The organism is Nocardioides jensenii JCM 1364 = NBRC 14755, assembly GCF_001552535.1.
Classification (GTDB): Bacteria; Actinomycetota; Actinomycetes; order Propionibacteriales; family Nocardioidaceae; genus Nocardioides; species Nocardioides jensenii.
Window position 1 is genome coordinate 21,338 of sequence record NZ_BCRJ01000080.1, and the last position, 11,557, is coordinate 32,894.

An 11,557-nucleotide genomic window follows, 5' to 3' on the forward strand; every position below is an offset into this window, starting at 1 on the left:
GCGGCCGGATCCCAGGGATCCAGCCGCCGATTCGCGGTGTCGAGGTCAGTCCACGGAGAGATGCGCTCCGAAGGTGTCGACCATGCCGCCGTCCACCGGCAGGGTCGCTGCGTGGATGTAGTCCGCATCGTCGCTGACCAGGAACGCAGCAGCCGCTGCGATGTCCTCCGGCTTCCCGAGTCGCTTGCCCGGATAGCTGGCCAGGGTGGCCTTGCTCTCCTCGGTCCTGGAGAAGTCGGCGACCATCGGGGTGTCGATCAGACCGGGCGCGATCGCGTTCACCCGGACGCCCTGGTGGCCGTACCCGGCGGCCAGTTGACGCGTGAATCCGACAACGGCGTGCTTGGTGGACGTGTACGCCGCCCCGCCGCCCCCACCGCGCAGGCCTGCGCCGGAGGCGATGTTGACGATCGCTCCGCCACCTCCCTTGATCATGACGGGAAGCACAGCGTTGGACACGAGGTAGAGGCTGGTCAGGTTGGCAGCGAGCACGCCGTCCCACTCCTCGCGCGTGGTCTCCAGCACCTGCTTGAACCCGTCGAACCGACCAGCCGTATTGCTCAGGATGTTCACGGCCCCGAACTCACTGACCGCCTCGGCGACCATGTTCTGGACCGAGGACTCGTCGGTGACATCAACCTTCACGGCGTGGGAACGTCCGCCGGCCGTCCGTATCTGCTCGGCAACCTCCTCCGCCTTGACCGCGTCGAGGTCGGCGACCACGACGGCGGCGTCCTCTTCGGCGAACCGCAGCGCCTGTGCCTTGCCCAGTCCGGATCCTCCGCCGGTGACGATTGCCACTCGATCTTGAAGTCGTCCCATCGTTCCTCCTCGAACTCTGATGTCGCACGTCGATCGCGACGCGCCTCGCACTCGAGTCTGGGTGTTCCCGGGTCATCCATTGCGTTCAAGATCTGCACACGCAGCGCTCTTCTGATGCACAAGATCGTGGGCCCGAGATGCCCCGAGAAGCGCTCCTAGACCGGCAGCAGGAATGCTCCCCCGTCGGTGCGCAGGATCTGGCCGGTCATCATGTCCGACTCGTCGGAAGCGAGGTGGATCAGCGCCTTGCCGTGGTCGTCAGGCGTCGCGGCCCGCTTGATCAGGTGCAACTGCTCGACGAACTGGTCCATCTTGCCGTCAGGGTAGTGGTCCAGCGTGGCCCGGGTGTTGGTCACGCCGGGGCCGATGCAGTTCACGTTGACGTTGTGCACGGCCAGCTCGCGCGCGAAGGCGACAGTGAGCCCCTGCACGGCCAGCTTGGTGAGCCCGTAGACGTTCCCGGAGAGAGCACCGGCCGTCGACGACTGGTTGATGATCTTGCCCTTGCCCTGAGCGGTCATCGCCGGGATCACGGCCTGGGTGGTGAGCAGCATGCTGGTCACGTTGACCTTCATGAACTTCTCCCAGTAGTCCACAGGAAGCTCGCTCATCGAGTAGTGGATATAGCCGGCGTAGAGGACCGCGTTGTTCACCAGCACGTCGGCGAGCACCACCTTGGCGCCCTCCGCGACCAGCATCTCGGCGTACCGCTTGCCGATGCCTTGGGCGCTGCCCGTCCCGGTGCGGATCTGTCCGGCCAGGCGGAGACCGCGTTCGAGGTCCCCGCTCCAGACAGACCCGATCAGCCCGTAGTCGTTGTTGTTGGCGCGGCGCACCGCTTCGTCCTCGGTCTTGAACGTCTGGACGACGACTACCGGCCCCAAAATCTCTTCCTTGGCGATGCGCATCTCGTCGGTGACGTTGCTGAAGATCGTCGGCTCGAGGAAGTAGCCCTTGCCTGAGCCTTCGGGCACCTTGCCGCCATGGACCAACGTGGCACCCTCTTCGACACCGGAGGCGATGAACCCCTGCACCCTCTCCCACTGCGCCTTCCTGACCGGCGTGGCGCATCACCAGTCCGGCGTCGCCGGCCAAGGCCTGGTCGAGATCAGCGTCCCCGCCACCGGCCTGAGGCCACCCGCCCCCTGGAGCCCGACACTCTGTTCACACGTGCGTCTTTGTCCTGGTGGATTGACGCCAGGCGGCCGTTGTCCACGAACTAGACCCGATCGGTCGGTCCGGGTCGATCGATTGACAGGGAAGGGCATCTGCATGAATACCGTTGCCACCGACCCGGCGAACCTGGTCGTCGAGAGACGGCGATCACGAGGCTCGCTGGAGCGGATACGTGATCACGCTCGCCGCGGTCGACGACAGGGCGCCAATCGTTCTGATGTCGGAAGCTACGGCAGTTGGCACCTCTCTTGCGGTGGCTGAGCGTGACCGCGGTCGTCGTACCGGTGAACTGCCGTACTTTCCGACACCGCCCAACGCCGTCGGGCGGAACCTGGACGCTCCACGCCACGTCTCACTGAGCATGAGGTGGATCCGCGTCCTCGCCGTGGTCGCGTCAATGACCGGATGCACCGGCGAGTCCACGAATGGCGACTCACCCGACGGTGACTGCACCAGTCACTACGCCCTGGTCGCCAATGCCCCGACCCGAGCCGCGTTGGAGCAGAAGCTGCTGCGCCAACATCCGAGCGTGAAGTCACTGAAGGTGCTCGACGAGGACACCGCCGACGAGAAGATCACCGTCAACCTGATCAATGCCCGCGAGCGCCTGGTGGCGTCGCTGGACGCATGGCGCAAGGACGACGGGACGTGGACCGCCCAGCGGTGGTCGCAGTGCATTGATTGAGCAGACTCTCGCCGGTGCTACACGTAGCACCGGCGAGGTTCGGTTCGTGAGCGGCGGGGCGGTCGGAGGTCGGGCAGGGCGCGGACGGCGATGTCCAGGAGTCGTGCGGCTGCTCGGTCTGATGGACCAGGTGGTCCATCAGACCGAGCGCGGCCAGGTCGACCCGCCGTACGGGCCGTCTGGCGTTGGCGTTTGTGAGCGGTGGAACGGATGCCTGTGCCAAGGTGCGGAGACCGGGGTCCATGGAGCGCCGAGGTCGCCGTCTCCCGTATCGCGGGCGTCGACGACCTACCCAGCGAGATCGCTGGGCTCACTCGTGCAACGTCTCCGGGGCGCGTTGGTCGCGCCGAAGCGGATGGTCGTCCGGGATCTCGACAATGACGATCCGTACGTCGTCCGGATCCGCCACCCACAGCTCGACCAGCCCCCACGGCTCGAGTCTCGGCTCGCGGAGGATCGTCACGCCGGCGTCCACGAGCCGGCGATGCTCTGCGTGGACGTCGCGCACCTGGATCCACAGCACCATTCCTCCGCCGTACGGTTCCGACGCCTGGCCGCTGACCTCGAGCAGTCCGTTGCCCAGGTAGAAGACCAGACCAGGCGCTGCCGGGTCGCCGAACTGCCGGTGGATCGCGAGACCCAGCGTGTCCCGGTAGAACCGCTGACTGCGCTCCGGGTCCGAGGGATGCAGAAGGACTCGACTGCTGAGAACATCCATGCAGCCATCCTCCCCTTGACCCTCCTGAGCGGACTCCCCGGGCTTGCCTTCCCTTGCGGGAGGAGTGGCCGGGGCTGCCTAGTCGAGATCGGGCTGCCAGGACACGCCGTTGATGTGGCCGCCGCCGTCCGCGAACAACGTGTTGCCGGTGACGTAGCGGCAGTCCTCACTGGCCAGGAACAGCGCGACGGGCGCGATGTCGGCGTACGCGTCGCCGACGCGGCCCATCGGGTTGGCGCGGTCGGCGGTGCGCTCCAGCTCGGGGTGCTCACCCATCACCCGGCGGAACGCGGCGCTCTTCGCGCCGGGCGCGATGGCGTTGACCACCACGCCGGTCGGCGCCCACTCACGGGCAGCAGTGCGGGTCAGGGTGCGCAGCGCCTCCTTGGCGGCGTTGTACTCCAGCGTGCCCATGTGGGCGTTGACGCCGTTCAGGCTGACCATGTTGACCACCCGCCCCCACCCGCGATCCTTCATGTGCGGGAAGGCAGCACGCATCGCCCAGAACGGACCGTAGAAGCCCATCGCGAAACCGTTGTCGAGCATCTCATCGGTCTTGGCCTCCACCCGCCCGACGTTGCCGCGACCCCACGCGTTGTTGACCAGGATGTCGATGCTCCCCCAGCTGTCCACGGCGGTGGCGACCATGGCCTCGACCTGCTCGCGGTCGTTGACGTCGACCCGCACGAACCGGCCGCCGATCTGCTCCGCCGTTGCTTGGCCCGACTCCTCGTTGATCTCTGCGACCAGAACCCGGGCGCCCTCCTCGGCGAAACGTCGGGCGACCTCGCGGCCGATCCCGTCGCCGGCGCCGGTGACGACCGCGACGCGGCCCTCCAACCGGCCGGTCATCGGCCACCCGCCGTCGTCATCGCGTGTCTCGTCATGTCGGCGACGGTAGGCACGGCCGCGAGCCGCATGACGGTTCCTTCCGCTGAGTGGGACGCGGGCCGCAGAGCCGTCGTCCCGACTGGCCATGGTGTGTTCCCCAACACACCGCGCGGGTGAACTCGGAGCACCGGCCATCGACGGAGGAACAATGACGGCGAACATCTCGGCTCACGTGCGATGGACGGGTCTGCTCGCAGCGACCCTGCTGGTCACCGCCGGCTGCGCGGACACCAGCAAGGACCAGGGTGCCGACGGCACGGCGTCCGACATCGACTACTCGACGCGGGTGATGAACCTCGAGCAGCCCTCGGGCGATCCGGTCCAGGGCGGCACCCTGCGCGTCTCGGAGTATTCCGAGGCCCGATCGTTCGACCCGACCACGCAGTACCCCACCGGCTCCACGGGCGGAAACATCCTGGCCGCCCTCTATGACACGTTGATCCGCTACGACGCGGAGTCGCAGACCTTCGTCCCGCAGCTGGCCGATTCCCTCACGAGCGACGACAACACGGGGTGGACCCTCACACTGCGCCAGGGCGTGACGTTCAGCGACGGCACCCCGCTCGACGCCGACGCAGTCGTCGCCAGCATGAAGCGCTACATGAACAGCTACGGCCTGAACGCCGTGCTGCTCAAGAAGGAGGTGGCCTCCATCGACCCCGTCGACGACCTGACGGTCACGATCACCCTGCGCAACCCCTGGGGCACCTTCCCCGACACGCTCACCAACGGCTTCGGCATGATCCTGGCGCCAGCGGCGTACGCCGACCCGGACCCGGCCAAGTTCAAGCCGATCGGCGCCGGACCCTTCACGTTCGAGAGCTATGCCCCGGCCGAGAAGACCGTCGTGGTCGCCAACAAGGACTACTTCGACGGACGACCCAACCTCGACAAGATCGAGTTCGTGGTGCTCGGCTCCGACGCCACCGCCTACGACTCCTTCAAGTCCGACGGCGTCGATGTGGCGTTCGTCCGTGGCACCGAGGTCGTCGACGACGTCATCACGGACAAGGTTGCCGGCATCGTGAGCCACGCCGGCCTGGCCAACAACCTCTGGATCAACACCCGCGAGGGTCGCCCCGGCGAGGACCCACGGGTGCGCAAGGCGATCGCCCTCGCGTTCGACCCCGAGATCTACCTCCAGCGCACCGCCAACGGCGCCGGCAACCCGAGCAAGCTGCTCCTCGGCCCGGACTCGGTCTGGTCCCCCGGCGTCGACCCGATGCCGACCGACCCCGACGCGGCCAAGAAGCTCGTCGAGGAGGCCAAGGCCGACGGGTTCGACGGCAAGGTGAGCGTCATCGCCCGCACCGAGCAGACCTCGCAGGCCGGCGCCGTCGCCATCCAGGCCATGCTCGAGGCCGTCGGCTTCGAGGTGACGCTCGACCTGGTCCAGAACATCGCGGACCAGACCCAGAAGATCCAGATCGACCAGGACTTCGACATCGCCACCTCCTCCACCGCCCTGCACGACCAGAACATCTTCGGCCGCCTCTCCTCGGCTCTGGGCAAGGGCTCCCCGAGCAACGTCACCGGCTACGACAGCCCCGAGATGGAGTCCCTGCTCAAGGAGCTGCAGGCCAAGGAGACCCCCACCGAGGCCAAGGAGGTGCTGACCAAGATCGAGGCACTGTGGGCCGAGGACAGCCCTGGCGTGGCGGTGAACTCCGGCGCGATGGTGAACATCTGGCAGGACGACGTCCACGGGATCCAGGGCAACGGCGAGGCCTCCCTCCTCTTCGACGACGCCTGGATCGCCAAGTGACACTGGCCACCGAGGCACAGCTCGAGCTGGAGCGGCTCGCGCTCGACATCCTGGCCACACCCGAGCTCGGCGCTGCACGGAGTCGTGTCGCCGAGCTGTATCGGAACGACGCCAACTACGGGTCGCATCCGGCGGGCGTGGCCAGCCTCGAGGCCGCCGCGGCCTCGATCACCACGGCCGGCGTACAGCACGCGCTCGTCGCGGACCCGTCCCGCCCGGCGTTCCTGTGGTCCGCGAACGCGGCACACAGCTGGCACGGGATCGACATGCCGAACTCCGGGTACGGGATCGACAACCCCGACAACGTGCACCGACGCGCCGCGGTGGACGGCAGGTCGACGTACGTCGTCCGCGGGCGGGTGCCCGAGGTGCCGGCGGCGCAGTTCTCGTTCATCTGCTACGCCTCCCCCGAGGCGGACGGGGCGGTGACCCGCGAAGGCGCAGCCATCGATGCGGTGCTGCTCTCCACGCAGCTGGAGCTCGACGCGGACCGCCGCTTGGAGATCACGGTCGGGCCGGACTCGGTCGACGCGCGGCCGCACCTGCGAACGACGACGTCCGGAAGGGGTGGCTGGTTGTTGGTCCGCGATGCCCTCACCGATTGGGAGACCCAGGACCCGCTGTGGATCGAGATTGAGCGAATCGGTGGTCCCCCGGCCGGGCCCGCTCCGACGTTCGCCGAGCTGGTCGACCTCGCCGTGGCCAGGGCGGAGACGTTGGGCCACTACTGGCTCGACTACAACAACGAGCTGATCCACGTCCGGGCGCTCAACACCCTCAACCAGCCGAAGCCGCGACCGTTCGGGGCCTCGGTGGCCGGGCGCTTCGAGCTCGCCGAGGACGAGGGACTGCTGGTGGTCCTTGACCCGTGCGGGGCCGACTACGTCGGCTTCGAGGCCACCGACCCGTGGGGCGTCACCCGCCCCAGCGTCGCGGCCACCGGTGGTCTGAACAACCGGCAGGTGAGGCCCAACGAGGACGGCACGTTCAGCTATCTGCTCGCCGCGACCGACCCCGGCGTCCACAACTGGCTCAGCACCAGCGGGCTCTCGGCCGGGATGATCACCGCTCGCTGGCAGGGTGGCGAGATGACCGAGGACGCCGAGCCGGTGGTCGACGTACGTGTGGTCCCGCTGGACCAGGCCGCCTCGCTGTTCCCCTCGTCGCACCGCATGTCGGCGGCCGAGCGGCAGCAGCAGCTCGACCGACGTGCGGCCAGCTTCGCGCGACGCCTGCGCTGAGCTTGAACGGTCAGGCCAGGCCGTCAGGCCAGACGGTCAGGCCAGTCGGTCAGGCCAGTCGGTCAGGCCAGTCGGGTCGGGAACCCTCCGGTCGCGATGGGACCCCAGGTGGTGGGCGTGACGCGCAGCAGTGACTTGCCCTGGTCGATCATCGCCTGGCGGTATTCGTCCCAGTCGGAGTGCTCGCCGGAGATGTTGCGGAAGTATTCGACGAAGGCATCCAGGGCTGCCTCGCCCTCGGTGGCGTCGAGGACCTCGCAGGTTCCGGAGACCTGCACCCAGGCGCCGTTCCAGTCGTCGGAGACCACCACGACCGTGACGTCGGGGCGCCGTCGCGCATTGCGGGTCTTGGCCCGCTCCGGATAGCTGGCGATCACCAGCCGACCCGAGTCGTCGACGCCGCCGGAGACCGGCGAGGCCTGCGGGCCGCCGTCGGCTCGCTGGGTGATCAGGAGCATGTGGTGACGCGGGCGGACGAACTCGAGCAGCCCGTCGAGGTCGACGTTCGTGTTGGTCGCGATCGTGCGTGCCATGGTCGCTCCGTTCGGAGAGGGATGGGCCTTCGAGCCTATCGGCGGTTCAGGATTCGGCCATCGCGAGCGCCACCAGGATCCGTTCTCCACAGGTGGGTGATCGACCCTTGACGGGCGTTTGCCGGGGACTAAAATTGAACACAATCACGAGAACAGGCAGACGACGGATGGAGGGCCGGTGGTGAACGGATGAATCGCCTCGACACCGACGCCCTGCGCGCGCTGGTCGATGACCTCGCACTCACCCAACCACCAGCCACCGACACCGAGTTGATCGATCAGGTCGAGGCCCTCGAGCGGGTGAAGTCCGCGGCCTGCGCACTGCAGGCCACCCTCACCGCCGGCCTGGCCACGCTGCGCCCGACCAGCACCGGAAAGCCACAGGCCTCCGTGTCCAACGAGATCGCCCTGGCCCGTCGCGAGTCACCGCACGTCGGTCAGCGCAAGACCACGCTCGCCCTGGCCCTGGCCCACGACCTGCCCACCACCCACCTGGCCCTGGCCCGTGGCGACCTCAACGAGAACCGCGCCCAGATCATCGCCGACGAGACCGCCCAGCTGAGCCACGACGACCGACTCAAGGCCGACGCCGAGATCACCAAAGTGCTCGACGGCCTCGGCGACAAGGCCCTGACCAACAAGATCCGACGCATCGTCCTCATGCTCGACGAGGACGCCGCCCTCAAACGACGTCGCAAGGCCATGGCCAACCGCCATCTGACCGGCCGCGACCTCGGCGACGGCACCGCGAAGATCACCGCGATCGTCCCCGACATCATGCTCCCCACGATCATGGGCTCCCTCGACAAGGCCGCCGCCAGCTGCCGCGCCGCCGGCGACGAACGCACCCGCGCCCAGCTCACCGTCGACATCGCCGCGGCCCGCCTCGCCGGTCTGACCGACGCTGACGCCGCCAACGGCAAGTCTCAACCACCAGTCGCCGTCCAGCTCCTGGTCTCGGCCGAGACCCTGCTCGGCGACGACTCGACACCCGGCCACCTGGCCGGCCACGGCCCCATCCCCGCCTCGGTCGCCCGACACCTGGTGGCGACCTGCGAGGCGACCAGGTCGACGCTGCGCCGCGTCTTCGCGATGCCACAGGACGGCTCCCTGGTCACCATGGAGTCCGCGCAACGGCTCTTCCCGCCCGACCTGCGCGCCTTCATCAAGCTGCGCGACGACACCTGCCGCAACCCCTACTGCAACTCACCGGTCCGCCACGTCGACCACGCGGAACCCGCCTCCCGAGGCGGCCAGACCAGCGTCGGCAACGGGCAAGGCGTGTGCGAATGGTGCAACTACACCAAGGACCACCCCGGTTGGCGCCACCAACCCGGTCCACCCGACCGACCACACGAAGTCACCGTCACCACGCCCACCGGGCACACCTACGTCAGTCGAGAACCGGGCGCGCCGATGCCACCACCACGACGCCCCAGCATGGTCGAGGCCCATTTCCTCGAATGCATGCTCATCGCCTGACCGGGTCCGAGCTAGAACGCCCGCCAGAGGACAGCGACGACACCGCAGACCAGGCATGCCAGTCCGAGCGGCAACAGGGTTGCGACCGTGGTCCACTTCAGCGAGCGGGTTTCGCGCCAGATCGTGAGCATCGTTGTGCTGCAGGGGTTGTGGAGCAGGCAGAAGAGCATCAGGTTGATCGCGGTGAGCAAGGTCCAGCCTCCGACGTCGACCAGCACCGAGCCGGCCTGGGCGTCCGACAGGTTGACCATCACCCCCGCATCGCCGCCGGCCGCGGTGTGGCCGAGTGTGAGGGTGAGCATCAAGATGGTGGGGATCACGATCTCATTGGCGGGGATCGCGACCAGGTAGGCCAGCAGGATGATCCCGTTGAGGCCGAGCGCCCAACCGATCGGCTCCAACCCTGAGACGGCGTACGCCGCCAGGCTGGCACCGCCGACCTCGACGTTGCCGAGCAACCAGATCACCGCACCTGCCGGGGCGGCCATCACCAACGCCCGGCGCAGCACCTTGAGGGTGCGGTCGATCATGCTGGTGTAGATCGTGCGCATCACCTGCGGCGGCCGGTAGGGCGGCAGCTCCAGGGAGTAGACCGAGGTCTCCCCGCGCAGCACCGTGCGCGACAGGAGCCACGAGACCACCAACGTGGTCACGATGCCCAGCACCGCCACCAGCACCACGCTCGCGGCGGCGAGCAGCCCGGCCAGGGCCGGCGGCGCGAGGGAGCCGATGAAGATCGTGCCCATCAGGATCAGCGTCGGCCACCTGCCGTTGCAGACGCTGAAGTTGTTGGTGATCACCGCGATCAGCCGCTCACGGGGGCTGTCGATGATGCGCGTGGCCGTGACGCCGGCGGCGTTGCAGCCGTAGCCCATCATCATCGTCAGCGACTGCTTGCCGTGGGCGCCGGCCCCGGCGAAGAGCCGGTCCAGGTTGAACGCGACCCGGGGCAGGTAGCCGAAGTCCTCCAGCAGCGTGAAGAGCGGGAAGAAGATCGCCATCGGGGGCAGCATCACCGCCACCACCCAGGCCACCCCGAGGTAGACGCCGTCCACCAGCAGGCCGGTCACCCACCACGGGGAGCCGGCCGCCTCGAAGCCGCCGCGCAGCCAGCCGTGGCCGCCCTCGACGAGCAGTTGGTAGAGCAGGTCCGAGGGCACCGCCGCGCCGGCGATGGTGAACCAGAAGACCGCGAAGAACAGCGTCCCCATCACCACGAAGCCCCACACCCGGTGGGTCAGCGCCCGGTCCAGGACCTGGTCGAAGGCCGGACGTGTGGGGCGTTCACCGCTCGACACGCTGCTGCGCGCGATGTGGGCGGCGTCGTCGAAGATCGAGATCACCACGCCGTCGCCGAAGTCCTCCGGCATGGTCCGCCGCAGCCGGGCCGCGGTGTCGAGCAGGGCGTCGCGACTCATGAGGCCAGCCGTCCGGTCTGCTGGCGGGCCAGCTCGCCGAGGGTGCCGTCGAGGACGGCGCGCTCGATGCCCGGGTCGCCCTCGAGCAGCCGCAGCGCCACCCACCGCACGTTGGCGATGCCCGGGAACTCCTCGCTCAACCGGTCGACGAGCTCGTCGATCGCCTCGGTGACCGCCGGGTCGAACCGCTGCTTGCGCAGGCCTCGCCCGCCACCGTGCGAGGACGCCGACTCCGCGACCGCCGCGAGCAGCTCCGGCAGACCGTCGCCGCGCCGGGCCACCATCGGCACCACCGGCACCCCGAGCGCTCGGGTCAGGTGTCGTACGTCGACCGTCACGCCGTGCCGTCGGGCCTCGTCCATCAGGTTGAGCGCGACCACGACCCGGTCGGTGATCTGCAGGATCTGCAGCACCAGGTTGAGGTTGCGCTCCAGCCGAGTCGCGTCGACCACGACCACGGTCACGTCCGGGTCACCGAAGAGCAGGAAGTCGCGGGAGACCTCCTCGTCGTGACTGGTCGAGAGCAACGAGTAGGCGCCGGGCAGGTCGACCACCTTGAAGCTCCGGTCACCGAAGCCGTAGGCACCCTCGGCCCGCGAGACCGTCGTACCGGGCCAGTTGCCGACGTGCTGCCGCATCCCGGTCAACGCGTTGAACACCGTGCTCTTGCCGGTGTTGGGGTTGCCGGCCAGCGCGACCACCACATCGGCGTCGCCCGCGGCCACGCCGAACTTCTGCAGGTTCGCGACGCCGTGCAGGGCGCAGCTGCCACAGGCCGGGCCGGGAGGACCGGCCGGGCCGGGCGAGCGACCCGGCATCGGCAGGG

General features: G+C 68.6%; 11 protein-coding genes and 1 pseudogene. 4 read left to right on the forward strand and 8 right to left on the reverse strand.

All coding sequences use genetic code 11. The features are described 5' to 3' along the window. Positions 1-45: 45 nt before the first annotated feature. The 3 genes and pseudogenes from NJ4_RS17615 to NJ4_RS26970 form a co-directional block, all read right to left on the reverse strand. Positions 46-822, reverse strand: a complete 777-nt coding sequence (locus NJ4_RS17615; protein WP_067438030.1) for an SDR family NAD(P)-dependent oxidoreductase — start codon at positions 820-822, stop codon at positions 46-48. A gap of 155 nt (positions 823-977) precedes the next feature. Beyond that, positions 978-1,520, reverse strand: coding sequence for an SDR family oxidoreductase (locus NJ4_RS26965; protein WP_281178345.1), 543 nt, complete (start codon positions 1,518-1,520; stop codon positions 978-980). A gap of 45 nt (positions 1,521-1,565) precedes the next feature. Then, positions 1,566-1,868: pseudogene (locus NJ4_RS26970) on the reverse strand (aldehyde dehydrogenase family protein); the annotation flags it as partial. A 527-nt stretch (positions 1,869-2,395) separates the two neighbouring features. Here NJ4_RS26970 and NJ4_RS17625 point away from each other — a divergent pair. Next, positions 2,396-2,683 (forward strand): hypothetical protein, encoded by a 288-nt coding sequence (locus NJ4_RS17625; protein WP_157551201.1) that lies wholly within the window; start codon positions 2,396-2,398, stop codon positions 2,681-2,683. A gap of 310 nt (positions 2,684-2,993) precedes the next feature. On the opposite strand, the gene NJ4_RS17630 is transcribed toward NJ4_RS17625, so the two are convergent. Continuing rightward, positions 2,994-3,401 (reverse strand): VOC family protein, encoded by a 408-nt coding sequence (locus tag NJ4_RS17630; protein WP_067438037.1) that lies wholly within the window; start codon positions 3,399-3,401, stop codon positions 2,994-2,996. A 78-nt stretch (positions 3,402-3,479) separates the two neighbouring features. Then, positions 3,480-4,379, reverse strand: a complete 900-nt coding sequence (locus tag NJ4_RS17635; protein ID WP_217996906.1) for an SDR family NAD(P)-dependent oxidoreductase — start codon at positions 4,377-4,379, stop codon at positions 3,480-3,482. A 61-nt stretch (positions 4,380-4,440) separates the two neighbouring features. Between NJ4_RS17635 and NJ4_RS17640 the strand changes: the two genes are divergently transcribed. Together NJ4_RS17640 and NJ4_RS17645 are read left to right on the forward strand one after the other, a co-directional pair. Further along, positions 4,441-6,057 carry an ABC transporter substrate-binding protein gene (locus NJ4_RS17640; protein ID WP_067438042.1) on the forward strand — a complete coding sequence of 539 codons (1,617 nt, stop codon included), beginning with the start codon at positions 4,441-4,443 and terminating at the stop codon, positions 6,055-6,057. Continuing rightward, positions 6,054-7,298, forward strand: a complete 1,245-nt coding sequence (locus tag NJ4_RS17645) for a hypothetical protein (RefSeq protein ID WP_067438044.1) — start codon at positions 6,054-6,056, stop codon at positions 7,296-7,298. Before NJ4_RS17640 ends, NJ4_RS17645 begins: the two co-directional genes overlap by 4 nt. 62 nt (positions 7,299-7,360) lie before the next feature. Here the strand turns inward: NJ4_RS17645 and NJ4_RS17650 are convergent, their stop codons facing one another. Continuing rightward, positions 7,361-7,831 carry a PPOX class F420-dependent oxidoreductase gene (locus tag NJ4_RS17650; protein ID WP_067438045.1) on the reverse strand — a complete coding sequence of 157 codons (471 nt, stop codon included), beginning with the start codon at positions 7,829-7,831 and terminating at the stop codon, positions 7,361-7,363. Positions 7,832-8,020: 189 nt separating this feature from the next. Between NJ4_RS17650 and NJ4_RS17655 the strand changes: the two genes are divergently transcribed. Continuing rightward, a complete protein-coding gene (locus NJ4_RS17655) occupies positions 8,021-9,313 on the forward strand; it encodes an HNH endonuclease (RefSeq protein ID WP_067438047.1) in 1,293 nt (430 codons plus the stop codon). Between the two features lie 11 nt (positions 9,314-9,324). On the opposite strand, the gene NJ4_RS26030 is transcribed toward NJ4_RS17655, so the two are convergent. Then, positions 9,325-10,731 (reverse strand): nucleoside recognition domain-containing protein, encoded by a 1,407-nt coding sequence (locus NJ4_RS26030; protein ID WP_067438050.1) that lies wholly within the window; start codon positions 10,729-10,731, stop codon positions 9,325-9,327. Beyond that, positions 10,728-11,557: FeoB small GTPase domain-containing protein (locus NJ4_RS26035; RefSeq protein WP_217996907.1), on the reverse strand; the 830-nt coding region annotated here is incomplete at its 5' end. The genes NJ4_RS26035 and NJ4_RS26030, both read right to left, overlap by 4 nt.

What these genes read in the sequence shown, in the direction of transcription:
- NJ4_RS17630 (WP_067438037.1), bottom strand. Translation starts at nt 3,401, where the DNA reads ATGGATGTTCTCAGCAGTCGAGTCCTTCTGCATCCCTCGGACCCGGAG.
- NJ4_RS17655 (WP_067438047.1), top strand. Translation starts at nt 8,021, where the DNA reads ATGAATCGCCTCGACACCGACGCCCTGCGCGCGCTGGTCGATGACCTC.
- NJ4_RS26965 (WP_281178345.1), bottom strand. Translation starts at nt 1,520, where the DNA reads ATGCTGGTCGCGGAGGGCGCCAAGGTGGTGCTCGCCGACGTGCTGGTG.
- NJ4_RS17625 (WP_157551201.1), top strand. Translation starts at nt 2,396, where the DNA reads ATGACCGGATGCACCGGCGAGTCCACGAATGGCGACTCACCCGACGGT.
- NJ4_RS26030 (WP_067438050.1), bottom strand. Translation starts at nt 10,731, where the DNA reads ATGAGTCGCGACGCCCTGCTCGACACCGCGGCCCGGCTGCGGCGGACC.
- NJ4_RS17635 (WP_217996906.1), bottom strand. Translation starts at nt 4,379, where the DNA reads ATGGCCAGTCGGGACGACGGCTCTGCGGCCCGCGTCCCACTCAGCGGA.
- NJ4_RS17640 (WP_067438042.1), top strand. Translation starts at nt 4,441, where the DNA reads ATGACGGCGAACATCTCGGCTCACGTGCGATGGACGGGTCTGCTCGCA.
- NJ4_RS17615 (WP_067438030.1), bottom strand. Translation starts at nt 822, where the DNA reads ATGGGACGACTTCAAGATCGAGTGGCAATCGTCACCGGCGGAGGATCC.
- NJ4_RS17650 (WP_067438045.1), bottom strand. Translation starts at nt 7,831, where the DNA reads ATGGCACGCACGATCGCGACCAACACGAACGTCGACCTCGACGGGCTG.